Source organism: Shewanella sp. 553, assembly GCF_059338375.1.
The window spans coordinates 1907709-1932351 of sequence record NZ_CM181701.1 but is presented as its reverse complement, the minus strand read 5'-3'; the positions used below and the strand labels follow the sequence as shown (position 1 = coordinate 1932351).

Here is a 24643-nt window from a genome sequence, read left to right as displayed (position 1 = left end):
TTTTAATAAAACGATTCGTTGGAGAACTAAGCAACAATGAGCATTGCATCTGTCGCTTCTGTATTTAAAGGTGATTTTGCGGTTGGTTCGCAAGTTACTGTGCGCGGTTGGGTAAGAACTCGCCGAGATTCCAAAGCCGGCATCTCTTTTCTTGCCGTTTATGATGGTTCCTGTTTTGACCCAATCCAGGGCGTGGTGCCAAATAGCTTAGCCAATTATGACGAAGAGGTCCTTAAACTGACCACAGGTTGTTCTGTGATAATGACGGGTGACGTCGTTGAATCACCAGGCCAAGGTCAAGCATTTGAGCTGCAAGTATCTAACATTGAAGTCACTGGTTGGGTGGATGATCCTGATACCTACCCCATGGCAGCAAAACGCCACTCTATCGAACACCTGCGAGAATTAGCGCACCTGCGTCCACGTACCAATATTATTGGTGCTGTAGCGCGCGTGCGTAACTGCCTGTCACAAGCTATCCACCGTTTTTATAACGAAGAGGGCTTCATCTGGGTTTCGACTCCACTGATCACCGCATCAGATTGTGAAGGTGCCGGTGAAATGTTCCGCGTATCGACCCTGGATATGGAAAACTTACCTCGCACCGACGACGGTAAAGTCGACTATAAAGAAGACTTTTTCGGCAAAGAGGCCTTTTTAACGGTATCGGGGCAGCTTAACGCTGAAACCTACGCAAGCGCCTTGTCTAAGGTCTATACCTTTGGCCCCACTTTCCGCGCCGAGAATTCAAACACCAGCCGTCACCTTGCTGAATTTTGGATGGTCGAGCCTGAAGTGGCCTTCGCCGATTTAGATGATGTGGCCGGTCTAGCCGAGCGCATGTTGAAATACTGTTTCAAAGCCGTGCTTGAAGAACGCCCTGATGATTTAGCCTTTTTCGCCCAACGCGTCGATAAAACCGTTATTGAGCGTTTAGAAAACTTCGTTAATAGCGACTTTGCCCAAGTCGACTATACCGATGCGGTTGAGATCCTCAAAAACTGCGGTAAAAAGTTTGATTTCAATGTTGAATGGGGCATTGACCTGCAATCTGAGCATGAGCGCTATCTGGCTGAAGAACACTTCAAAGCCCCAGTGGTTGTGAAGAACTATCCAAAAGATATTAAAGCCTTCTATATGCGCCTTAACGAAGACGGCAAAACCGTTGCCGCGATGGACGTATTAGCGCCAGGTATCGGTGAGATCATCGGTGGTGCCCAGCGTGAAGAGCGTTTAGATGTGCTCGATATGCGTCTTGCTGAAATGAACCTGAGCAAAGAAGATTACTGGTGGTACCGTGATCTGCGTCGTTATGGCACGGTGCCACACGCAGGTTTTGGTCTAGGTTTTGAGCGCTTAGTCTCTTATGTGACGGGTGTGTCTAACATTCGCGATGTGATCCCTTTCCCACGCGCACCTAAATCAGCCAACTTTTAAGCGACAACCGATTAGCTTGGTGATCAAGACAAACGCCCCTAAGAGTTAATTTTAGGGGCGTTTTTTTATGGTCTTTATTGTGCGATAAGTTGTAATAGCAATTGAGAAAACATTTACGATAGCCATCAGACAGTGGTTACGATAACCATCAGACAGTGGTTACGATAACCATCAGACAGTGGTTGAGAATCGTCATTTACGATTGCAATGAGGAGATAATGCCCCATGTGGATACAAAAACAGATAATCTTAACGCGTAAGCCACGCGGATTTCATCTGATAACCGATGAGGTAATGGCTGCCGTGCCAGAACTGCACAAACTTAATATTGGTCTGGCCCACCTGCTATTACAGCATACCTCGGCCGGACTGACCCTGAACGAAAATGCCGATCCCAGCGTGCGCGAGGATTTTGAGCAATATTTTAATCGCCTCGCCCCAGAAAATGCGCCTTACTATACCCACACCTATGAAGGAAGCGATGATATGCCTGCGCACCTTAAGTCATCCTTGCTGGGGGCTCAGTTGAGTGTCCCCATCACCCGCGGCCAGTTTAATTTAGGCACTTGGCAAGGGATATACCTGTGTGAGGCGAGAAACCATGCCAGCGAGCGCACGTTACTGATCACCATACAAGGTGAAGAGTCACTGTGACTTAGGTAAAGTAACAAGCCAAGTGACTAAAACCAATAATAACTAGCCAACTGACAAACCACTATTGCCAATATTAACCAGGTGGCACATCATCAATAGGTTGCAATAGCGCGAGCCAATCATCACTGTCCATCTCGGCTACCGACAGGCTTTCTGTCTGATACATGCTTTGCGCTAATGCTTGTTTGGATTGCTGCAGCTGTTGAATACGTTCTTCGACAGTATTTTGGCAAATCAACTTATATACAAACACCGGCTTTTGCTGACCAATACGGTATGCGCGATCGCTGGCTTGCTCTTCGGCCGCAGGATTCCACCAAGGGTCGACATGAATAACCACATCCGCCTCGGTCAAATTGAGGCCTGAGCCCCCCGCTTTAAGGCTAATAAGAAACACATTGACCTCGCCGCTGCGAAACCTGTCGATGCTTTTATCTCGATGGCGACTCTTACCCGTTAACATCTCATAATCGATCCCTTGCTGGTTTAGCTGGGCGGCGATGAGATCGAGCATGGTGGTAAACGATGAAAAAATAAGGATATTACGCCCATCTTCAATCATGTTAGGTAATTTATTGGCAAGCCATGCCAGCTTGGATGACACTTGTGGCCCGTCATCTGTCAGCTCAGCTAACTGAATATCTGCGCCGATAAGTTTGCCCTTGGCGGCCTCGCTAGCGTCGCTGTCATTGCCTTTACCATTATCAAGATATTCGAGCCCAAGGTATTGGGCATCCGTTGCTTGGCTTGTGTCAGACACATTGCCGAGTTTGAGCATAGCCGGATGACAACACACTTGCCGCAGCTTTAACAGTGCATTGCTTATTGCCAACCGGTTGGCCTTGGCCCCGGTTTGCAGTAAGGCCAGTTGCAGCTGCTCAGCGACCGTTAACCTAATTGTTTCATACAGATCGGCCTGTGTTTCGCTAAGTTCAATCAGGGTATTTATGACGGTTTTCTTTGGCAGTTCGGTCGCCACTTCCGCTTTGGTGCGGCGTAGCATAAAGGGCGCGATCCGCTGGGCTAACTTACGCCGCGCGGTATCGCACTGATCTTTTTCTATCGGCAGTTTAAATTGACGTTGATATTGGGCGGCAGTGCCCAGAAAGCCCGGCATCAAAAAGTTAAATAAAGACCACAGCTCACCCAAGTGATTTTCCATCGGTGTCCCCGTGAGGCACAGCCGGTGTTGGGTCTTTAACCTATTAACCAATTTAGTCACTTGGCTGCGGCTATTTTTGATGGTTTGCGCTTCATCTAAAATCACTTGATACCATTGCTGGGCTAATAACAGCTGTGCATCTTGAGCCAAGATCCCGTAACTGGTGATCACCATATCCACCTTATTAAGCTGAGATAGCTGCTCATGCCTAGCTCGTCCACTCCAGACTAAGGTCGTTAATGACGGCGCGAAGGTCGCCGCTTCACGTTGCCAGTTACTCAGTAAGCTGGTGGGCGCGATAACCAGCACAGGCGCGGTTAATAGCCCCTGTTGTTTATCTAGCAGTAAACTGCACAAGGTCTGAATGGTTTTGCCTAGCCCCATATCATCGGCCAAGATCCCGGCAAAATGGTGCTGTTTTAAAAACTGTAACCAACTGACGCCTTGGGCCTGATAAGGCCGCAGTTCAGCCTTGAGCCCTGCCGGTGCACTGAAGGCTGCCGCTTTTGGGTTAGCCCGTAAATAGGCGGTCAAGGCCTGTGCTTGTTTCTTCAGCCAAGTGGCACCGAGCCATTTAAGGGCTTTAGTGCGCTTGTCAGTTAAATCTTGGCGCATGGCATCATCTAACTGAGGTAATCGCGCTAACTGGTGACGCGGTAAGGCTAAATGTTGTGCTTCATTAAGCGGTTGCTGGTCAAATAACTCACCCAGTACGCTTAAGATCCGCGCGACTCGGGTTGCAGGCAAGATCAAAATCTCACCCGATTCGAGCTCCAGTGATACGGGCTCGCGCCCCGCTTTATCGGTTAACTTGCCTTGGCGAATAAGATTAATGAGTAAGGGAAGAATATTGACGCGCTCGCCATCTACCTCAACGCCTAAGCTCAGTTCAAACCAATCGGCATTTGGGGTATTAATTTCGGCGTACCAAGTATTGGCCGCTAATTTTACAAAACGATTTTTAGCGGCAAAATGGACATGCCACCCCACCAATGATAACTGGCGAAAGAAGACAGCATGTTCGCTAATATCATCAGGGATCACCCGCGTGCCCGCTGGCACACTCATGGCGATGGGTGGCTCAAAACAATGGCTAACTAGCGCTAACGCATTAAGTTGCAGTTGATACTGAGCGATTTGGCCTAATAAGGGTTGATGATCACAAGCGATATAAAGCAGTTGCGCTAAGGAGTATGCTACGCCGCGATGCACCATAGTAAATACCGCCACATCTAACGGCTGCATCGCCTGCACTTGCCAGGGGAAATCGATACTGTGGCGCACCACTTCGATACAGGGCTGCCATTCTCCATCACGATCAATGTGTTCAAGCAGTTGCTGGTTTAATTCACTGTTTTGGCGCTCATCAATAACGATTGTGCAGCTTACTGGCTCGACATACACCTGGTCACTGACAGCGACAAGAAAGTGAGTATCGACATAATCTTCATCGTAGTGGACATCACAACGCAGTGGCGTCTTATCTAACGTTTGGTAGAAACTGCGGCCACTGGCACAGAGTAAGCGATAAAAATCGCTCGTCAATCTTGGCGGTAACGCTAAGTCTATCTGCTCGAACTGCGTGAGGATCTCATCGCCACTGAGCTGGGCTGTTAACAGTGACAATAACTGTTGGTCAGTTTGACTGACATACTTAGGCAATGGCGCACTACCAATGATGTCAAAACCTAACTTGCCCCTTAGCTGATAGGTGCCATTTTTATTCAAATAGCCTTTATGAACACTTAAACGCAGCGCACCTTCATCGCCATAAATCACATACAGTACCCTGTGGCGAGCCATCGCTGGGAACGGGTCAAACTGTTGATTGGCTTCACTCTTAAATAAACGAATTGCCGTATCGATGCGCCGGCTGCGTTCATTGGTATTATTGCTTTGCTGTGCAAGGTGTTCTATGGCCAAAGCGGCGATATGTGCACAGTTGGCAGCGTGGCAGCTGCAATGGCCGCTAAAGCGATCACTGGGCACAAGTGAGAGATGAGCGGCGTAGTCCCCTTGCTCGGTTGTAAAGTGCCCTGCTATCTCAGTGGCGGACAACTTAACGTCGTTAAGTTGTCCCGCTAATAGCAGTTGTAATCCCGCGAAAACTTGTTGATGGGCAAAAACCTGGGTTAGTGCAAACAATGACATCTTCCATAGCCCAATAATCAGGCCATTAATCTTTCGACAAAGGCCGAATCATAGCATTAGTTGCCCGCTTTCCCTAGCCGATAAACACCTCATTTGTCCCTGAGGAACAGATATTGCGCAATCTCGCTAAACTCAGATAAACAGCGGCTGTGGTTGAAGATAAATATAAACCCCTGACATCAGTTAGCGATGTTAAAGGCACTATAAGATCATTGATGTGGGCCATGCTACTGAGCAGAGGTTCTACCATTAACCTCACCCAAAAGCGCGATAAAATCGGCTTTAGGCAAGGGGCGAGAAAAATAATATCCTTGCACCAACTCAATGCCCAGCGACTTTACCAAATCTAATTGTTCTGTATTTTCAACACCTTCAGCAACTACACTAAGCTCTAGTGCTTGACTCATTTTAGTGATGGCATTTACTAATGCTTGTTGCTTAGTCGAGTGCTCGCAGTTATGGATAAAACTTTTATCAATTTTGAGTTGATCGCTTGGAAAGTGATACAGATAAGACAGTGATGAGTAACCTGTACCAAAGTCATCCACCGCAATACTGCAGCCCAACTGCCGTAACTGAGCTAATTGATCGACTAAACTACTCGCTTGCTGAATTAACACCGACTCGGTGATCTCTAGTGTTAAGCGCTTATAGTCAAATGGTTTATCGAGAGTGCTAACAATTGACTCAATCGAAGCCAGTACACCTAGCGGTTGCGAGTGCATCATTAACTCTTGGCTTGATACATTAACCGCGACCGAAAAATCATAACCCTCGCCATGCTCCACAATCAAGTGCATCGCCTGTTCTCGTACCCAATGACCAATATCGATAATTAAGCCGCTCGACTCTGCAACTGGTATAAATTCATCTGGGCGGATAAATTCGCCAGCATGACACCATCTTAATAACGCTTCAGCGTGTGTTATTCTACCGCTAGCGATATTAATAACGGGTTGGAAATACACTTCAAACTCATTATTCAGTAACGCCGTTTTCAGCCACGAGTACAATAACGCCAGACGCTGGGCGTTGTCGCGCATGGTTAGATCAAAAAAAGTGAACTGATTTCGGCCTGCATCTTTAGCGGCATACATGGCTTGGTCGGTGCAATTAAGTAAGGACTCTAAGCTGTCGGCGTCTTGCGGGTAAAGCGCAATTCCGATACTCGAGCTAGTGTAAACCCGTTGAGTATCACTGAGTAAATACGGCTGCGCACACGCCTCGTTTAAGGCACCGGCCAACTCGCCGATTATCTGTTTATCAAGCAGGTTGGGCAGTAGTATTGCAAATTCATCACCGCTAAGCCGACCAACAACACCTTGAGGGGGTTCGGTGTGTGACCCAATGACGTCACTGAGCCGCTGCGCGACCTGTATTAATAGTTGATCACCATAATGGTGGCCTAGGTTATCGTTAACCTGCTTAAAATTATCTAAATCCATCAGCATCAGGGTAAAACCGTAACCCAACTGACTTAGGTCAATTTCTGCTTCAATGCGTTGCAGTAGTTGGGTTCGATTGGGTAAAGATGTTAAGGCATCAAAATTAGCTTGGAAGTCTATTAGGGCTAGATCTTGTTTTCGCACACTAATATCGAAAAATAGCCAAGCATAGAGCCGTTCATCATGGCGGATATCGTCTACCAGCATGACGGTCATATCTGCATAAAATAGGCTGCCGTTCTCGCGGCTGAGCTGCACTTCACCTTGCCAATGAACATGATCATCAAGTTGATTGAATAACCCTGCCAACGGGTGTTTTTCATCGCACAAAATATGCCTGCCAGGAACGAAATGCTCACTTGCCGCCGTCGTTTGCATCAGTTGGTAATAACATGGGTTGGCATCGAGCACACGCCACTGGTCATTGGTGGTAACTAAGGCGATAGGAAGGTGGTTGAAAATAGCACTGGCTTGACGTTGAAACTCAAACGCACGGCTGCGCTCAATGGCGAGACTCGCCAAACGCGCGGCTTCTTGGATTAACAACAAATCGACGGGCTTGGGTGACTTAACTTGCCCATAATACATGGCAAACGTGCCTAAGACATTACCGTTACTGCCTTTAATGGGCTCTGACCAACACGCCAGCAAATCATTATCAAGGGCAATCTGCCGATAATTACGCCAATTGGGATGGTTGGCAATATCACTAGCGATGACGCGTTTACCCGTATAGGCCACTTCGCCACAAGAGCCGATCCCAACGCCAATCGGAAGCCCTTCGATGGCGTGGTTATAGCGGGCTGGTAAGCTTGGGGCAATACAAAACTGCAAGTGTTGCCCATCACTGCTAAGCAACAATACCGAGCTGCGAGTACCGGGCTGTTGCTGCTCAATTAAGCGCACTAGCGCCGCCAAAATATCACTCAGCGGCGCGCCAGCTAAAAGCATATTGAGAATTTTGTTATAACGTTTAATACTTATTTCAACATCGCTGCACTCATCAATAACGACATCCGTTACGTTATCCCCTGTCTGCATAGCTTTCCTTGTTTTTAGCGCTGCCCTGCGCGCTCTTTACACTATTACTTTATTGCGCTTACTCATCAGGTTATTCGGCATCACGCTTCATTCTAGCAAGATAAAAACCATCAAATCCTGACTCAGCCACACTGATGGTTTCATCATCGATAAAGCTAAAGTGTGGATTGGCGGCCAAAAACGCATCCACTTGTTGACGATTTTCTTGTGGCATTATCGAACAGGTGGCGTAAATCAATATGCCATCGACTTTGACCATACGGCTATAACTTTGCAAAATGTCTTTTTGCAGCTGCACCAGCACAGGTAAACGTTCTGGAGTGTCACGCCATTTAGCATCGGGATTACGCTTAAGGACCCCAAGGCCTGAGCAAGGCACATCGAGCAAGACTCTATCGGCGGTCAATTTTAGGCGTTTAATGGTTTTGCTGCTGGCAATGATCCGAGTTTCGACATTATGTGCGCCGCCACGTCGAGCGCGTTGCTTAAGGCTATCGAGTTTCCACTGCTCGACATCCATCGCTAACAAGCGACCTTTACCTTGCATTTGCGCTGCGATCGACAGGGTTTTTCCGCCAGCACCGGCGCATGCATCAATGACGCGCATGCCAGGTTTGGCGTCCACAGCTGCCGCAACCAGTTGTGAACCTGCATCTTGCTGTTCAAATAATCCCGCTTTAAAACTATCGGTGCGAAACAGTGCCGAGTCAGATGTCACCTGTAGCGCCGTGTCTACGCCATCAACGCGCTGAGTTTGTACCCCTTCGCGAGCCAATTTTTGCTGTAACTCTTCTGGCTGACACTTCAATAAATTAGTACGTAAAAATCGCTGTGGCGCCATGGCTAATGCGGCGCGCTCAGCAGCCCAAAGGCTGCCCATTTGTGCCACGCCGAGTTCGTCGAGCCACTCGGGGCAACCATCAAACAGCGGCTGGTCAAGCTTGGCATGCGCTAAACGCTGGTCAAAATCGGCTTGCTCTATCGTCAAGGTATATGGCAATTTGGGCAATTCAAGCCCATGGAACATATGCCAAGCATTAAGTAACCGTGAACCTAAACGTTCAATATCTACTGGCGCCATATCTGCTAAATAACAATACAGGTTTAACCGACGTAATAAATCGCCCGCTACGGTGGTGATCCTCGCCTGTTCTGAAGGCGCTAACTTTAGCCCAGAAAAATGATGCGAATAGGCTCTATCTAAGGGTTTCCCCTCATTGAGCACCATAGTGAGTACATTAATAACTAATTCGGTTGAACTTGGAGAGAGTGACGCGTTTAGCATGATAAAGCCTGTTAAGAAAAATCGGGAGGATCATAGGAGTTAGCGCGCCAATACGCAAGTACAACGCGCGTAGCTAATGTGATAAAAATAAATAACGTTTGATACTTATATAAACGTATTACCTAAGCTGTCTGCACTGATATCAACAAGCATGTGAATGCTTATTGATATCTTAAGGCCACCATTTCAGCTAATAACGTCAGGTTATGATTTATCGGTCCATGGGTTAAAGCTAGGCTGTGAAGTGGCATTATCAGCCTTTTTACTTATAGAGTTAGTTTTACTGGCACCCGGTTGATGTCGAACAGACCCTGAGCGGCCCTTATTACCATCACCTTGAATGCTGCAGGTTGATTGGCCCTTACTCTTTTGTGGCATTTTGTTACCGTCATCTGCCGATAAAGCGCCTTCTACACGCTGTTTAGGTCGATAATTTAAAATTGAGGTTGGCACGGCTTTACGCGGCGCAAACCCTTCTATTTCTCGGCGCTCCAGTAAATGCCCCAAGCGACTTTCAATCATACATAAATTTTTAAAATCATCTTTAGACACGAGTGATATCGCCTGCCCTTGAGCACCAGCACGACCGGTACGGCCAATTCGATGTACATATTCATCGGCGGGGAATGGCAAGTCATAGTTGATCACCAAAGGCAGATTATCAATATCGATGCCACGGGCAGATATTCCAGTGGAGATAAGATACTTAATCTTACCCGCCTTGAAGTCGGCTAAGATCTGCTCTCGGATCGCCTGAGCGCGGCCGCTGTGAATGCAATCGGCCTCAATGTCACGCTTCTCGAGTTGGCTAACCAACTTCGCCGCGCCATGCTTGGTCTCGATAAAGATCAGCGCCTGCGGCCAATTATGTTGTTGAATAAGGTGACTCAGTAAGGCCGACTTTTTATCTTTATCGACTGTGGTGATCCACTGCTCGATATTGGGCTTGGCTGACTCATCTTTAGTCACCGACAAATGAATGGCATTGGGAACGGTCTCTTTTGCCAATTCGCGAACCTGACGCGATAGGGTCGCCGAAAACAACAAGTTTTGCCTATCTTGTGGCAAACTATCGATGATCTTAGTGATATCTTCGATAAAGCCCATGTCGAGCATTCTGTCGGCTTCATCAAGCACTAACACTTCAATTTCATCAAAATGAATCGCGCGTTGGGTGTAAAGATCCCTTAAGCGACCAGGGGTGGCCACCACAATATCGACGCCATCAATGAGTTGCTGCTTTTGCGCCGCTAACTCCACACCACCATAAATCGCCATCGATTTAAGGTTAAGGTATTTACCATACAGCGCAATGCTGTTGTCGACCTGCAGAGCTAGCTCGCGCGTGGGAGTTAAGATTAATGCCCGCGCCCGTTTTTTACGTTGCGTCTCACCGGTTGCTAGACGAGTCAGAATAGGCAACACGAAACTGGCTGTTTTACCGCTACCGGTCTGGGCTGCGGCAATCAAATTTTTCCCCTTTATCGCCAGCGGAATCGCTTCGGCTTGGATAGGTGTTGGGGTCGAATAGTCTAATTCGTTAAGCGCGGTAATTATGGCGGGGTTTAGCCCGAGTGTAGCAAACCCAAGTGATGAAAATGACATGTAAAATCTCAGTGTGAGTCCTAAACCTGACTTCAAGGCGCCTTGCAAGGCAGCATTAAACGCAAAATGGGACAAAAAAATTAGCTAAATAGATTGTAGCCCTGCTAACTTAATCAACAAGTCTATCAAGAAGCGGCACCACAATCGTGGCGCGGATTATAACAGAACTCCAGCAAGTGTATAAAACCCTTTGCGGCCAGTCACTCCACTGTGTGTGACTGAGCCAATCATAAAATCGACTTAGTGACCCTGATTAATCGCAATTAACCGGGTAATAAAACGCGTTAATGCGGCTGCATCGGCAAATTTAAAGCCTAAACCGTAATGGATACCGTTAAGACTCTTTTGTACTCGCTTAGGAAAACGAGTCATCTCACTATGGTGTACGAACCCTGTTTTATGTTTTACCCCATCAAGAGCTGTCAATTCAGTTAAAAACACTTCATAGGCCGGACGAATAACCAAGAGACAATCTTTTTCAGCGCCGTAGAGATAAAAAGGCTCTTTTAACTCGGGTAACATATATTCGGTCATTTTTTTAACCGTAAAATTAGTTCTGCAGTTAAGCTCGCTCAACAGCCCGGTGATGTCACTGTGTTCAATGGCCACGCTAATACTCCTGATAGATGATGCCCCTTGCCGATGATGTCGCCAGACAAGAGGCCGTTCGTTATGTTAACAGTGCACGGTCCAATAACCTACAAAACACCGCCATTGAATACGCATCACCATCACCACATAATCTTCAGTGCTGAAAGCGGCTTACATTTAAACAAAATAATATAAGTGATAAATGGGCTCGCGCCAAACGCACAAAAAAGCACCAACCCAAGGCATGACAAGGCTTGTAGCTAGGGGTAATCGTTTATGTATAAGGAGAAAGTTGACCTAATTGGGCAAAATTGAATGATTTTAAGAAAAATCTATAAAACAATTCTAAAAGTATTGATATACTTCCCCCCGAATTTTAGAACGTAACTCCAATAGAGTAGAAAAATGACTGATTTATCAAAGTACAGAAACATTGGTATCTTTGCTCACGTTGATGCGGGTAAAACTACTACAACTGAGCGTATCCTTAAGCTAACTGGTAAAATCCATAAATCCGGTGAAACTCATGACGGTGAATCTACAACTGACTTCATGGAACAGGAAGCTGAGCGTGGTATTACCATTCAGTCTGCTGCTGTAAGTTGTTTTTGGAAAGACCACCGTTTTAACGTTATTGACACCCCTGGCCACGTTGACTTTACAGTAGAAGTATATCGCTCTCTTAAAGTACTAGATGGTGGTATCGGTGTATTCTGTGGTTCTGGTGGTGTTGAACCACAATCAGAAACCAACTGGCGTTATGCGAACGAATCAGGTGTTGCTCGTATCATCTTCGTAAACAAGTTAGACCGTATGGGTGCTGACTTCCTACGCGTTGTTAAGCAAACTAAAGACGTACTAGCGGCTACGCCACTAGTTATGGTTCTGCCAATCGGTATCGAAGATGAGTTCAAAGGTGTTGTTGACCTACTGACTCGTAAAGCATGGGTTTGGGATGATTCTGGTGAAGCAGAAAACTACGCCATCGAAGACGTACCAGCTGACATGGTTGACCTAGTTGAAGAATACCGTGAAATGCTAATCGAGACTGCTGTTGAGCAAGACGATGACCTGATGGAAGCTTACATGGAAGGCGAAGAGCCATCTATTGAAGAGATCAAGCGTTGTATCCGTAAAGGTACACGTAATCTTGACCTATTCCCAACATACTGTGGTAGCGCATTTAAAAACAAAGGTATGCAGCTACTACTAGACGCAGTTGTTGACTACCTGCCAGCACCGACTGAAGTTGATCCTCAGCCGCTGACTGATGAAGAAGGTAACGATACAGGTGAAGTTGCCCTAGTTTCTGTAGACGAGCCACTAAAAGCACTTGCATTCAAAATCATGGATGACCGTTTTGGTGCCCTAACCTTCGTACGTATCTACTCTGGTAAGCTTAAGAAGGGTGACACCATCCTTAACAGCGCAACGGGTAAGACTGAACGTATTGGTCGTATGTGTGAAATGCAAGCTGATGAGCGTAACGAACTTGAATACGCACAAGCGGGTGACATCATCGCTATCGTTGGCATGAAAAACGTACAAACAGGTCACACACTATGTGATGTTAAGCACCCTTGTACTCTTGAAGCCATGGTATTCCCTGAGCCAGTTATCTCTATCGCTGTGGCGCCAAAAGATAAAGGCGGCAGTGAGAAAATGGGGATCGCTATCGGTAAGATGATCGCTGAAGATCCATCATTCCGCGTAGAAACTGACGAAGACTCAGGCGAAACCATCCTTAAAGGTATGGGTGAGCTTCACCTAGACATCAAAGTTGATATCCTAAAACGTACTTACGGTGTTGACCTAATTGTGGGTGAGCCACAAGTTGCTTACCGTGAAACTATCACCAAAGAAGTTGCTGATAGCTACACGCACAAGAAGCAATCAGGTGGTTCTGGTCAGTTTGGTAAAATTGACTATGTTATCCGTCCTGGCGAGCAAAACTCTGGCTTTACATTTAAGTCATCAGTTGTTGGTGGTAACGTACCAAAAGAATTCTGGCCTGCTGTTGAAAAAGGTTTCGCCAGCATGATGAATACCGGTACTGTTGCTGGTTTCCCTGTGCTTGACGTTGAACTAGAACTTACCGACGGTGCTTTCCACGCAGTTGACTCGTCAGCTATCGCGTTCGAAATCGCAGCTAAAGGTGCATTCCGTCAGTCAATGCCTAAAGCCGGTGCACAACTTCTTGAGCCTATCATGAATGTGGATGTATTCAGCCCAGAAGACAACGTTGGTGATGTGATTGGTGACCTTAACCGTCGTCGTGGCATGATCAAAGACCAAATGGCTGGTGTTACTGGTGTTCGTATTAAAGCAGACGTACCGCTATCAGAAATGTTCGGTTACATCGGCTCATTACGTACAATGACATCTGGTCGTGGTCAGTTCTCTATGGAGTTCGCTCATTATGCACCATGTCCAAACAGCGTAGCTGAGAAAGTTATTGCTGAAGTTAAAGAAAGAAACGCTAAGAAGTAATTTTGACTTTTTAGCTTAATTCTTAAACTTAAAAACCCTGACGATGTAAATCGTCAGGGTTTTATTTTTTTAATGGATAAACAATAAGATGAACAGTGCAAACAGCGTTGTGGTATTAGATTTCGAAACCACGGGTCTCTCCCCTACTCAGGGTGATCGCGCCATCGAAATTGGTGCAGTGAAATTGCAGCAAGGTGTGATTGTTGACCGTTTTCAGCAGTTAATTAATCCGGGGTTCAAGATCACTCATTTTATTGAGCAGTACACAGGCATTACCAATGCCATGTTAAGCGAGGCGCCTAGTAGTAACGTCGTGATGCATGATTTTGCCGACTTCATGGGTGACGCTAACCTCATCGCACACAATGCCAGTTTCGACCAGCGCTTTCTTGATGCTGAATTGGCACGGATACACCGCCACTATTCTGGCCGTTTTGCCTGCTCAATGTTGGTAGCTCGACGTATTTACCCAGAGGCCAGTAATCATCAACTATCCACCTTAGTGGCTCATAATCGTATCGAGCAACAAGGTGACTTTCACCGCGCATTAGCCGATGCAGAGATGACGGCGTTATTATGGCAACATATTCTCGACACCTTATGCCAACACTGGCAGTGCCATGCGCCAAGTTTTGCGATGATGGCGGCATTGCAGAAACAGCCCAAAGCTAACCTTGAGCGTTTCTTTGCCAAATATGCAAATAAGTAAATTACTACAAGCTATCTCATTTAATCACGGACAAGCGATAACGTTTATTAGCTTCAATACACTGGCATGGCCGCATTATATTGAGCGTCACTTTTATACTGACACTTTAAAGTAACTCTTACTTTCCCAGCGAAGCTGACCTGCCGTTAGTTTTATAGCGGTCAACGCTAGTGTCAATTAAATACCCAACTCCTTCATTAAGTCATCAGTATCGTCGACCACCACCGCTTGATTGACCGATTTAGCCCAAGACGTCGACGCTCCGGTACCATGTTGTGCCAATAGCGCATCGGGATCGTGCTCTTCATCATGCTCAAAATCTGCCAATTTAATAAATTCGGTTTTATCCATGGCAAATTCAAGGTAAAAAATATGGTGTTGCGCTGTCTTAAATGCCACACGCCTTGCCACGGCTTCATCAAGGTTGGTATCAATGGAAATGGTCAGCTCTTTATTAATGGTGAGCATTTTAGGTTGGCTTTGATTAATCGAGGTTTGTAGTTCTTTATTCACCTTAACGATAAAGTCGCCTAAAATCTGATTCATCAGTTCGCCCATAATATCGGCGACTTCATCTGAGGTATGTGAGAAGGCTAACTCAGACTCAGGCATCCCCATCTGCTTCATATAAGCTTGATAAAGTTCGATAGCCGCCTTAGCTGAGAAGTTGATCACCACTAAACCAGAGAAACCACCATCGAAAATAGAGAAACAACCTAGATCAGGTTTTAAGCAGGTCTTATTAATACTCTGCACCATGGCAGCATGCGAGACTGGGCTCGATGTGGCGCTCGACAGCACGTGAGAAACCGAGTGGCAAAGCTTTAATAAAATATCATCTGAGGTGATCACTTGAGATGTCATCGTTACGTTTATTCCAAAAAATACAATGTTTAATTCTGCGCGTAAATGCCATAAAAATCAAAGCTAAAACAATATATTAGTCTGTCTAATCACTAAGCTAATGACTAAATAGTAACTTTTGACTTAAGTCACTGCTCGAATTCACTTCACCTGCGCTTTATTATTACCAAGTTTGTCTGTGTTATCTAAGGTATTAGGCTTGCACACTCATATCACGCCGCCGACTGACAGTTGGGTTTAACGAATCTATTAACAACTCCTGCCTAAATAAAAAATCCATTTCAGCTGGCTAAAGTAGACCTTAGTAGTAAGGCGACCCAATGAATATATATTTCGTGAACTTGATCAATTATTTAATAATTATAACCGCTTAAATCGACTATTCATTCTCGCCCCCACCGATGACAAGGTATATTGGCTGTAGATAATGGCTTGCAACATAAGTAGGGACATCATGCTCGCGATTCTTAGACGATTTACGATACTGCAACGGCTAATTTTTATGCTAGTACTTGCCGCAATTGGCACGTTCGTTTTTGCTAGTTTTTCAATTAATGAGCAACGCAATAATTTAATTAATGAGAAATGGGTACAAAACAATGCCCAACTCGCCACCATGTTAAGCATCATCAAGTCGCATTATTTCCAAGTGGAACAAGGTAAAATCAGTGCTACTGCAGCACAAACCGAAGCCGCCGAACTGGTTAATCACGCTCAATATGGCCAACATGGTTATTTCATCTTGTTTGATGACAGCAACAGTATTATCGCTCACGGCGGCAATACTGATTTAATCGGTCAATCGATCCAGGCTCTTGGTCATGCTGAGGCCTTTAAACAGCTGTTAAGTCAGGCACAGCACGGCGAAACCGCTCAACATATGATCGATATGCTCAACCCCAGTGACGGCAGCCAAGAACAGGCATTGGTCAGTGCCCAAACTTTTACGCCTTGGGGCTGGACCTTGATAACAAATGGCTACATGAGCGATGTCAATGACACAACCATCAGTGTGATGTATGACTATTTAGGCATTATGCTGCTGATTTCTCTACCTATTTTTGCTTTCTTCTTGGTGCTTAATCACTCCATTAGTGCACCATTGACCCAAGCGATTGATGCCATGAATGATATCGCCCAAGGTGAAGGTGACTTAACCAAACGTCTGCCTACTATAGGTCAAGATGAAGTGGTTGAATTGGCCAAAGCATTTAATGTTTTTGTCGGTAAAATCAATCATATGGTCGCAGAGCTGCAACCGGTAGGACATCATCTTAACCAAGACGCCGATCGTTTACTTAATGCAGTTAGCGAATCCAATGCCAGTGTCGATCACTTACATCAAGAAACCAGCAATGTTGCCACCGCCATAAACCAAATGTTGTCGACCACCCAAGAGATGGCCAGTAATACTCAGCAAGCGGCCGATGCCGCAAACAGTGTCAAACGACAAGCCCTTGACAGTAAAACGCAAATGGATAGCACGGTTCGTAATACCCATAAGCTGGTGGAAGAGCTGCGCAGTGCTGAGATGATCACCGAACATCTTGGGGTGTCTTCACAGCAAATTGGCAATATTTTAGAGGTGATCAGAGGCATCGCAGACCAAACTAATTTGCTGGCACTCAATGCCGCTATCGAAGCAGCTCGTGCAGGAACTCATGGTCGTGGGTTCGCCGTAGTCGCCGATGAAGTACGTGCATTAGCCAACCGTACTCAAGACTCAACGAATGAAATCCAAAAAATTGTGACTGATATTCAAACCGGTGTTGCGAGTGTTATCGCCAGCAACAATCAAAATCAAGGCCAATCTGAACAGCTACAGACTCAAGCCCAAGCGGTTGGTGACTCACTCACCGCCATTTTGGAGTTAATCGCCCATATCAGCGATATGAATACTCAATTGGCCAGCGCGACAGAGGAGCAATCTTTGGTGACAGAAGAGATTAATCGTAACGTCTGTAGCATAACCGAACTATCAGAAGTCTCAGTAAAAGCTAACGAAAGTAATCGCCTAGCAGCGGAGTCACTTAAGCAAATAAGTCAGACAAGTACCCAGATCTTGGGGCAATTTAAAGTGTAAGGCTAAAGCCTATACCAGATAGAGGAGCGCGATTTAGCGCTCCTTTTTTTTAAGTAAACTGTGATAAGCTTAACGTTATTGTTACTCCCCCTTAAGCGAGAGCTAGGATTATGGCGCGCATGACATTGGCAGTTCACCCGCAGCTTTACACTATCCACAGCTTTAGTCCTGATGCAATACTTGATCCTGCCGTGTTACATCAACCAATGTTTTTTATTGGGAAAACCAAAGATGAATTGTCTGTGGTGGTCCCAGCCACATTAGCCTTAAACAGTCTTGAGCAGGAAAATGATTGGCGTTGCTTTGAAGTCGTGGGGCCGCTTGGTTTTTCAATGACAGGTATATTGGCAAATGTCTCCGCCACCCTAGCTAAGGCACAAGTGAGTATTTTTGCTATTTCAACCTTCGATACTGATTATCTACTGGTTAAAAAGAATAAGCTTGACATAGCCATCACTGCGCTCAAAAAAAATAATTATCAGATCATTCATTATCAAGGTGAGTAGCAGTATTTTTCCTGGTTAAAAGAGTCCATTTATGTACCAAAAAACAGTGACCATCATGGCTGAGCACGGCATTCATACCCGTCCAGCGGCGTTATTAGTAAAAGCGGCGAAACAGTACGATTGTGATATCCTCGTCGAGTGTCAAGGCAAACATGCTAGTGCCAAGAGCTTGTTTAAGCTACAAACATTAGGCTTATATAAAGGTGTTTCTGTCACCGTCAGTGCGGACGGTGACCAAGCACAACAAGCGGTAGAGCATGTCTCTGCACTGCTGATCACCTTAAGTTAACAAGGAATTGAAGATGAGCATTACAGGTATAGCCGTGGCGGGGGAAATTGCCTTTGGGCAGGCGAAAGTGCTCTCCCCTTATAACAGCCAACTCGATTACCATCTGTTACCGCCTGCGCAGCTGGGCATTGAACAAGCACGACTCGATAAAGCGCTCGCCTCATTAATTCACCAAATCAAGCGCAGCGCAGCGCATCTCGCTCCCAGTAGTGAACATTACCAACTAATCGAGGCTGATTTACTGCTGTTAGAAGATGCAGAGTTGCAAGCGGAACTGCACACGGCAATATACCAGCAACAGTTTTCAGCGGCATTAGCGGTGGAGCATACTTTTGCTAAGCAAGCTCAAGCACTGCAGGCGCTGGATTCCCCTTATTTAGCCAGTCGCGCTGATGATGTCTTAGCGTTAGGCCAAAGAGTTATAACCACACTGCTCACGGGTAAATGCAGTACATTAACCCAGCTGCCCAGTAACAGCATAGTGATCGCCAAAGATATCACCCCTGCAGAATTTGCCTTGTTACCGTTAGATAACATCGCTGGTCTAGTGTTGCAGACGGGGGGGATTACCAGCCATAGCGCAATTTTAGCCCGGAGCTTCAATATCCCCACTCTGGTGGGCTGTGAATGCAAGCTTGAGGATATCGCCGATGGCACCCCCCTCGCCATCGATACCCTCAATGGCTTACTGTATATCAACCCAGATGCTGAGCAGATCACTCAACTGACACTCGCCCAGCAACAAGCATCACAACGCAAAACTGAACTTCTTAAGTATAAAAACCAACCTACTCAAACCGCAGATGGTCACGCGATTACCCTACTGGCTAACGTTGGCTGCATCAGCGAAATTAATCATCTTAGCGAAGTTGGCGGTGAGGGCGTTGGGCTATTTCGCACCGAATTTATGTTGATGAACCGCCAACAACTGCCCGATGAGCAGCAACAATATCAACTCTATTGTGATGCATTGCAGCTACTTGACGGTAGAACACTGACTATTCGTACTATCGATATCGGCGCTGATAAAGAGGTACCAGCTTTATCGATGCCCGTGGAAGAAAACCCAGCATTAGGACTACGCGGTGTACGATACACCCTCGCCCATCCCCAACTATTTTGCACGCAGCTTAAAGCCATTTTGCGAGCAGCCAATCAGGGGCAGATTCGATTAATGTTCCCCATGGTCAATCAAGTAGAAGATCTTGAAGCCATATTGGCGCTTATCGACCAGTGTAAAGCTGAGCTCATTGAACAAGAAAAGGGCTATGGTCCACTATCGATAGGTATCGTCGTCGAGACCCCCGCAGCGGTATTAAATCTCGATTCGATGTTACCACTGCTGGACTTTATCAGCATAGGGACTAATGACTTAACTCAATATGCAATGGCAGCGGATAGAGGTAACCCCGAGCTGATTAAACGCTACCCGGTACTCTCACCAGCTATCGTCAAGCTCATGAGTCAAACCATTAACCAAGCCAATGTAGCCAAGGTGACAGTCTCATTATGTGGCGAATTAGCCAGTAACCCACGCGCCACCGCCCTGCTGGTAGGCCTTGGCATTGATGAGTTAAGCGTCAACTTAGCCGCGCTATTAGAGATAAAACAAGAGCTCAGCCGCTGGACTTATACCGAGTGTGTCGAACTGGCGCAACAGGCTAGAGTGATTTCGCGCATAGATACACTAAATGAGTTGTTAACACGCTGTCACTCTTGATAATTTTTGAGTATGCTATCGAAAACATATTCACCGTTCAGCTGTGCATCAGCATAGGGGAAAATTAATGGGATTTTTAAGTCGAATTCGGCGTTTAGTGTCTGGCCAGCCGCCTGTCAGTGGTGGCATAGATGTATTCGCCCCCGTTTCGGGTGAAATTGTGGCGATAGAGAAAGTACCCGATGTGGTGTTTGCCGAAAAAATAGTCGGCGATGGCATAGCTATCGCCCCAAAGGGCAAGCAAATATTAGCCCCAATCGATGGAACTATCGGGAAAATATTTGAAACAAATCACGCCTTTAGCATTGAGTCGCCTCATGGCCTAGAGTTATTTGTGCATTTTGGTGTCGGCACAGTTGAATTACGCGGTAATGGGTTTAAGCGCTTAGCCGAAGAAGGCCAGCAAGTGAAGATGGGCGATCCTATATTGGAGTTTGATCTCGATTATCTGAAAACCCATGTAGAAAGTCTGTTGACTCCTGTGGTGTTGGCCAATATGGAAGATATTAAGCGTATTGATAAGCATCAAGGTTCTATCGAGGCAGGTAAAGACATAATCTTTTCAGTGCAGTTGTGAGCATCTCCCTTAACCCTAAAGCCCGCTTTAGGGTTTACCGCTTAACAATTACAGATACCTTTGTTAAAACAGCCCTTTCCTCTTAATATAACCAACATATCATTGCGGCCAAATGATGCAATAATCTTACAGCCTTCACGCAAATCGACTGATTTTATATCATTTATTGTTACCGCCTATCGTAACGCTTGAGCCGAACTACACACAATGACACAATGATGATTCATAGCCCAGTGATAAAGCAACTCAAATAGCAAGGAGACCCATTTTGATCCTTTATGGCATTAAAAATTGCGATACCGTTAAGAAAGCCCGTAAGTGGTTAGAACAACATCAACAAGCAGTTGCTTTTCATGATTTTCGTGAGGATGGTTTAAATCGAGATGATTTAGAAGCTTGGGTCGATGCTCTAAATTGGGAGACGTTATTTAACAAACGTAGCACCAGTTTTAGAAATCTGAGTGATGACGATAAGACCGCCATAGACAAAAACAAAGCGATTGAATTGATGCTCGCACACCCGACTTTGATTAAGCGTCCGGTATTAGTCATTCAAGGTAAGGTATGGGTTGGCTTTAAAGCCGAGCAATACCAGGAGATCTTTAGCTAATGACTCAAGATGTCTTAACGCTGGCACAAGATCTGATTAGCCGTGCGTCTATCACCCCACTCGACGAAGGATGTCAGCAGGTTATGGCGGACCGCCTAGCCGCGAAAGGTTTTAATATTGAGTCAATGGTGTTTGAAGACACCACCAATATGTGGGCCAGACGCGGTAATGATGGCCCATTGTTTTGTTTTGCGGGTCACACTGATGTGGTTCCTGTTGGCGATCTCAATCGCTGGCATACGCCCCCTTTTGACCCTGTGGTGATTGACGGTTATCTGCATGGACGCGGCGCAGCTGACATGAAAGGGTCGCTCGCCGCCATGGTGGTCGCCACCGAACGCTTTGTTGAGCAACACCCCAACCATCATGGCTCAATCGCCTTTTTGATCACCAGTGATGAGGAAGGTCCATTTATTAATGGTACGCCACGCGTGATTGACACACTCGAAGCGCGCAACGAGAAAATCACTTGGTCATTGGTAGGTGAACCCTCATCGACCCATAAGTTAGGTGACATAGTCAAAAATGGTCGCCGTGGTAGCCTCACAGGTAACTTGACGGTCAAAGGGATTCAAGGCCATGTCGCCTACCCTCATCTAGCCGATAACCCGATTCATAAGGCCGCGCCCGCACTGGATGAATTGGCGCGCATGACTTGGGATAAAGGCAATGACTTTTTTCCGCCAACCAGTTTCCAAATCGCCAATATTAATGGCGGCACGGGCGCATCGAATGTGATCCCAGGTACCCTTGAGGTGATGTTTAATTTCCGTTACTCGACCGAGGTGACCGCCGAGATATTGATCCAGCGTGTGCTTAACATACTCGATGCACACGGCTTAGATTATGATATCAGTTGGATCTACAACGGCTTGCCATTTTTAACCGAAGATGGACCACTCCTGCAAGCGACCAAAGAAGCCATTAAAGAGCACACCACTCTCGATACCGATCCGCAAACTTCCGGTGGCACCTCTGATGGCCGTTTTATTGCGCCTACAGGTGCCCAAGTCATTGAAGTCGGCCCGGTAAATGCGACCATCCACAAGGTGAATGAATGCGTTAAAGTCGCCGATATTGAACAGCTGGCCTTGATATACCAGCGCATACTGGAAAAGCTATTGTGCTGAGCACTGGCCACCTTTATGGCCTTGAAAATAATCTGCTTATTGATTATCAAGGCCATAAATTACAAAGTGATACTGCTCATCAATTTGCTTTGATGCAAGCCGCGGCTGCCAAAGACAATATTGCACTGCAAATTGGCTCCGCTTATCGCGATTTTGCACGGCAACTCACCATATGGAACGCCAAAGCTAAGGGACAACGTACGGTACTCGATGCGCAATCACAGCCTATCGATATCGGTCAGCTGAGCGAGGATCAATTAATTGATGCCATCCTACATTGGTCAGCGCTGCCTGGTACATCACGCCACCACTGGGGGACTGATATTGACGTATTTGATGCTCATCAAATAGCGCGTATGCAGTTGCAACTTGTGCCCAGCGAATATCAAGCCCATGGCCCCTGCCATGCGCTGCACACTTGGCTCACCCGTTACAGTGGCGATTTTGGGTTTTATTTCCCCTTTCAAGCGGGCTTAAGCGGCGTCAGCCCTGAGCCATGGCATTTGAGTTATTATCCTAAAGCTAACGATAATCTAGCTGCGTTCGATATTCGCACCTTAGCAGCTATCTTGTCGCAGCAACCTATAGCATTAAAAAGCACGATATTAGCTAGACTCGAACACTTAGTCAGCCACTATGTGTTTCATGTTGCCCCCTCTCCTGTGGGCTAACCTTTATACTTTATATTGAGCCACCATGAACCAACATCCAACACAACACACCCAGCTTATTGACGGTCATACCATGCACTACCTTGATATAGGCCAAGGTCCGGTATTGTTATTTGGTCACAGCTATCTATGTGACAGCACAACATGGCAGGCGCAACTGACCACACTCAGTCAAGATTACCGCTGTATCGTGCCAGATCTGTGGGGACATGGTCAGTCTGATAACCTGCCAGCCTCTTGCCGCTCACTTAAACAGCTCGCCGAGCACCATTTGAGCTTGCTCGACAGACTCAATATCGACACCTTTGCCATTATTGGTCATGGTATTGGTGGCATGTGGGGAGCGGAACTCACCTTACTCGCCCCCGCTCGGGTGAACAGCCTGGTGTTGCTGGGCTGTTTTCTCGGTTTTGAACCCGAAGTAAGCCGCGCTAACTATTACGCCATGCTCGATGAGATAAATCTGGCTAAATCCATCTCTAGTGACAATATCGACCAGCTTGCAACACGTTACTTTAGCGCTGTTGCGCAGCAAGATAATCCGCGGTTAATTGAGGCTTTCAAACAACAGCTAAGCACCATTGCACCTGAGCGTATCGACTCGCTATACCGCTTAGGCCGCATCCTTCATGGTAGGCGCGATATCATGGAAGATATTGAGCAATTAACCTTACCTTGTCTTATCATGACAGGTACTGATGACAGACTGCACCCCATACTCGAAGGTTACCTGATGCACGATGCCATTGATGGCAGCCATTATATTCACCTGCCGCAAGCGGACCACATGGCCAACCTTGAACAAGCTGAGCTAGTCAATCAACATCTGTTAGCATTTCATACTCAGCACATAAAAGGCTAAGCACTGATATAAAAGTATTTACTGTATTTAGCACTGAATAGACCAGCCAAGCTAATATTCGGTGCTAAGATCCCCAGCGAAAAACCTTTAGAAAGACACGATAGTTATAAAATGAAACTACTTAAACCCCTGTTTGACAACAATCGCCGCTGGGCGGGCCGAATTCTCGAAGAGAATCCTGATTTTTTTCAGCAACTGGCACAACAGCAGAACCCAGAATATCTGTGGATCGGCTGCTCCGACAGTCGAGTCCCCTCTAACCAGATAATCGACTTGATGCCCGGTGAAGTGTTTGTACATCGAAATATCGCCAATATGGTTATCCATACAGATTTAAACTGTTTGTCTGTACTGCAATACGCGGTAGAAGTGCTCAAAGTAAAACACATTATGGTGGTAGGCCACTATGGCTGCGGCGGCATTAAAGCGTCGATGGGCAAACAACGCTTAGGGCTGATCGACAACTGGTTAGGCCACATTCGTGATATTTACCGACTGCACGACAGCGAGCTCGCTCAGCTTGATGAAAAGACCCGCTTCGATCGTTTATGTGAGCTCAATGTCATTGAACAGGTAGGCAATGTGGTCAGCACAAACATAGTGCAAGATGCTTGGGAGAGTGGCCACAATGTGGCTGTACACGGCTGGATTTACGGTGTCGAAAATGGCTTACTGACCGATCTCGATGTCACCGTTGATAGAGATATCTTTAATCGACGTTAAGCTTACGTTTGATGAGCTAGTAAAATAAGTCAGCGCAC

The 24643-nt window shown here is 46.3% G+C and carries 20 protein-coding genes; 14 read left to right on the top strand and 6 right to left on the bottom strand.

What is annotated here, in order from left to right; all coding sequences use genetic code 11:
• The first annotated feature begins 36 nt into the window (after positions 1 to 36).
• Entirely contained in the window at positions 37 to 1437 is a 1401-nt protein-coding gene (gene asnS / locus AC5YBZ_RS08725; protein ID WP_494524773.1) for an asparagine--tRNA ligase, read from the top strand.
• A 225-nt stretch (positions 1438 to 1662) separates the two neighbouring features.
• Positions 1663 to 2091: a secondary thiamine-phosphate synthase enzyme YjbQ gene (locus AC5YBZ_RS08720; protein ID WP_494519141.1), complete on the top strand. Its 429-nt coding sequence runs from the start codon at positions 1663 to 1665 to the stop codon at positions 2089 to 2091.
• Between the two features lie 73 nt (positions 2092 to 2164).
• Here the strand turns inward: AC5YBZ_RS08720 and AC5YBZ_RS08715 are convergent, their stop codons facing one another.
• The 5 genes from AC5YBZ_RS08715 to AC5YBZ_RS08695 form a co-directional block, all read right to left on the bottom strand.
• Positions 2165 to 5398 (bottom strand): DEAD/DEAH box helicase, encoded by a 3234-nt coding sequence (locus AC5YBZ_RS08715; protein WP_494524772.1) that lies wholly within the window; start codon positions 5396 to 5398, stop codon positions 2165 to 2167.
• Between the two features lie 233 nt (positions 5399 to 5631).
• Positions 5632 to 7890: a bifunctional diguanylate cyclase/phosphodiesterase gene (locus AC5YBZ_RS08710; RefSeq protein ID WP_494543685.1), complete on the bottom strand. Its 2259-nt coding sequence runs from the start codon at positions 7888 to 7890 to the stop codon at positions 5632 to 5634.
• A gap of 70 nt (positions 7891 to 7960) precedes the next feature.
• The gene (locus AC5YBZ_RS08705) at positions 7961 to 9175 is read right to left on the bottom strand and encodes an RsmB/NOP family class I SAM-dependent RNA methyltransferase (protein WP_494519144.1); all 1215 of its coding nucleotides are present in this window, start codon (positions 9173 to 9175) and stop codon (positions 7961 to 7963) included.
• A 204-nt stretch (positions 9176 to 9379) separates the two neighbouring features.
• Positions 9380 to 10780, bottom strand: coding sequence for a DEAD/DEAH box helicase (locus AC5YBZ_RS08700; protein ID WP_494519145.1), 1401 nt, complete (start codon positions 10778 to 10780; stop codon positions 9380 to 9382).
• A 240-nt stretch (positions 10781 to 11020) separates the two neighbouring features.
• Entirely contained in the window at positions 11021 to 11389 is a 369-nt protein-coding gene (locus AC5YBZ_RS08695; RefSeq protein WP_494519146.1) for a hypothetical protein, read from the bottom strand.
• A 387-nt stretch (positions 11390 to 11776) separates the two neighbouring features.
• Here AC5YBZ_RS08695 and fusA point away from each other — a divergent pair, with 387 nt between their 5' ends.
• A complete protein-coding gene (gene fusA / locus AC5YBZ_RS08690; protein WP_494519147.1) occupies positions 11777 to 13861 on the top strand; it encodes an elongation factor G in 2085 nt (694 codons plus the stop codon).
• An 88-nt stretch (positions 13862 to 13949) separates the two neighbouring features.
• Positions 13950 to 14570: a 3'-5' exonuclease gene (locus AC5YBZ_RS08685; RefSeq protein ID WP_494519148.1), complete on the top strand. Its 621-nt coding sequence runs from the start codon at positions 13950 to 13952 to the stop codon at positions 14568 to 14570.
• Positions 14571 to 14747: 177 nt separating this feature from the next.
• Here the strand turns inward: AC5YBZ_RS08685 and AC5YBZ_RS08680 are convergent, their stop codons facing one another.
• Positions 14748 to 15434, bottom strand: coding sequence for a DUF3334 family protein (locus tag AC5YBZ_RS08680; RefSeq protein WP_494519149.1), 687 nt, complete (start codon positions 15432 to 15434; stop codon positions 14748 to 14750).
• 454 nt (positions 15435 to 15888) lie between these two features.
• Between AC5YBZ_RS08680 and AC5YBZ_RS08675 the strand changes: the two genes are divergently transcribed.
• The 10 genes from AC5YBZ_RS08675 to can all read left to right on the top strand — a co-directional run bounded on the left by AC5YBZ_RS08675 (position 15889) and on the right by can (position 24605).
• Positions 15889 to 17517, top strand: coding sequence for a methyl-accepting chemotaxis protein (locus AC5YBZ_RS08675; RefSeq protein WP_494524767.1), 1629 nt, complete (start codon positions 15889 to 15891; stop codon positions 17515 to 17517).
• A gap of 110 nt (positions 17518 to 17627) precedes the next feature.
• On the top strand, positions 17628 to 18023 hold the full coding sequence (locus AC5YBZ_RS08670; RefSeq protein WP_494519151.1) for an ACT domain-containing protein: 396 nt from the start codon (positions 17628 to 17630) through the stop codon (positions 18021 to 18023).
• A gap of 31 nt (positions 18024 to 18054) precedes the next feature.
• Complete coding sequence (locus AC5YBZ_RS08665; RefSeq protein ID WP_494519152.1) at positions 18055 to 18312, top strand: HPr family phosphocarrier protein; 258 nt, start codon at positions 18055 to 18057, stop codon at positions 18310 to 18312.
• Positions 18313 to 18325: 13 nt separating this feature from the next.
• Complete coding sequence (gene ptsP, locus AC5YBZ_RS08660; RefSeq protein ID WP_494519153.1) at positions 18326 to 20032, top strand: phosphoenolpyruvate--protein phosphotransferase; 1707 nt, start codon at positions 18326 to 18328, stop codon at positions 20030 to 20032.
• Between the two features lie 67 nt (positions 20033 to 20099).
• The gene (gene crr, locus AC5YBZ_RS08655) at positions 20100 to 20609 is read left to right on the top strand and encodes a PTS glucose transporter subunit IIA (protein WP_494519154.1); all 510 of its coding nucleotides are present in this window, start codon (positions 20100 to 20102) and stop codon (positions 20607 to 20609) included.
• A gap of 268 nt (positions 20610 to 20877) precedes the next feature.
• Positions 20878 to 21219: an ArsC family reductase gene (locus AC5YBZ_RS08650; protein ID WP_494519155.1), complete on the top strand. Its 342-nt coding sequence runs from the start codon at positions 20878 to 20880 to the stop codon at positions 21217 to 21219.
• Positions 21219 to 22349, top strand: coding sequence for a succinyl-diaminopimelate desuccinylase (gene dapE / locus AC5YBZ_RS08645; protein WP_494519156.1), 1131 nt, complete (start codon positions 21219 to 21221; stop codon positions 22347 to 22349). Before AC5YBZ_RS08650 ends, dapE begins: the two co-directional genes overlap by 1 nt.
• Complete coding sequence (locus AC5YBZ_RS08640; RefSeq protein WP_494519157.1) at positions 22343 to 23020, top strand: M15 family metallopeptidase; 678 nt, start codon at positions 22343 to 22345, stop codon at positions 23018 to 23020. Before dapE ends, AC5YBZ_RS08640 begins: the two co-directional genes overlap by 7 nt.
• 25 nt (positions 23021 to 23045) lie before the next feature.
• Complete coding sequence (locus tag AC5YBZ_RS08635; RefSeq protein ID WP_494543684.1) at positions 23046 to 23882, top strand: alpha/beta fold hydrolase; 837 nt, start codon at positions 23046 to 23048, stop codon at positions 23880 to 23882.
• Positions 23883 to 23993: 111 nt separating this feature from the next.
• Complete coding sequence (gene can / locus AC5YBZ_RS08630) at positions 23994 to 24605, top strand: carbonate dehydratase (RefSeq protein ID WP_494519159.1); 612 nt, start codon at positions 23994 to 23996, stop codon at positions 24603 to 24605.
• Positions 24606 to 24643: the final 38 nt, after the last annotated feature.

Excerpts from the sequence above, each read along its gene's own strand:
- AC5YBZ_RS08710 (WP_494543685.1), bottom strand. The coding sequence starts at position 7,890 with ATGCAGACAGGGGATAACGTAACGGATGTCGTTATTGATGAGTGCAGC.
- AC5YBZ_RS08685 (WP_494519148.1), top strand. The coding sequence starts at position 13,950 with ATGAACAGTGCAAACAGCGTTGTGGTATTAGATTTCGAAACCACGGGT.
- can (WP_494519159.1), top strand. The coding sequence starts at position 23,994 with ATGAAACTACTTAAACCCCTGTTTGACAACAATCGCCGCTGGGCGGGC.
- AC5YBZ_RS08665 (WP_494519152.1), top strand. The coding sequence starts at position 18,055 with ATGTACCAAAAAACAGTGACCATCATGGCTGAGCACGGCATTCATACC.
- ptsP (WP_494519153.1), top strand. The coding sequence starts at position 18,326 with ATGAGCATTACAGGTATAGCCGTGGCGGGGGAAATTGCCTTTGGGCAG.
- AC5YBZ_RS08700 (WP_494519145.1), bottom strand. The coding sequence starts at position 10,780 with ATGTCATTTTCATCACTTGGGTTTGCTACACTCGGGCTAAACCCCGCC.
- dapE (WP_494519156.1), top strand. The coding sequence starts at position 21,219 with ATGACTCAAGATGTCTTAACGCTGGCACAAGATCTGATTAGCCGTGCG.
- fusA (WP_494519147.1), top strand. The coding sequence starts at position 11,777 with ATGACTGATTTATCAAAGTACAGAAACATTGGTATCTTTGCTCACGTT.
- AC5YBZ_RS08705 (WP_494519144.1), bottom strand. The coding sequence starts at position 9,175 with ATGCTAAACGCGTCACTCTCTCCAAGTTCAACCGAATTAGTTATTAAT.
- AC5YBZ_RS08670 (WP_494519151.1), top strand. The coding sequence starts at position 17,628 with ATGGCGCGCATGACATTGGCAGTTCACCCGCAGCTTTACACTATCCAC.
- asnS (WP_494524773.1), top strand. The coding sequence starts at position 37 with ATGAGCATTGCATCTGTCGCTTCTGTATTTAAAGGTGATTTTGCGGTT.
- AC5YBZ_RS08680 (WP_494519149.1), bottom strand. The coding sequence starts at position 15,434 with ATGACATCTCAAGTGATCACCTCAGATGATATTTTATTAAAGCTTTGC.
- AC5YBZ_RS08635 (WP_494543684.1), top strand. The coding sequence starts at position 23,046 with ATGAACCAACATCCAACACAACACACCCAGCTTATTGACGGTCATACC.
- AC5YBZ_RS08675 (WP_494524767.1), top strand. The coding sequence starts at position 15,889 with ATGCTCGCGATTCTTAGACGATTTACGATACTGCAACGGCTAATTTTT.
- AC5YBZ_RS08720 (WP_494519141.1), top strand. The coding sequence starts at position 1,663 with ATGTGGATACAAAAACAGATAATCTTAACGCGTAAGCCACGCGGATTT.
- crr (WP_494519154.1), top strand. The coding sequence starts at position 20,100 with ATGGGATTTTTAAGTCGAATTCGGCGTTTAGTGTCTGGCCAGCCGCCT.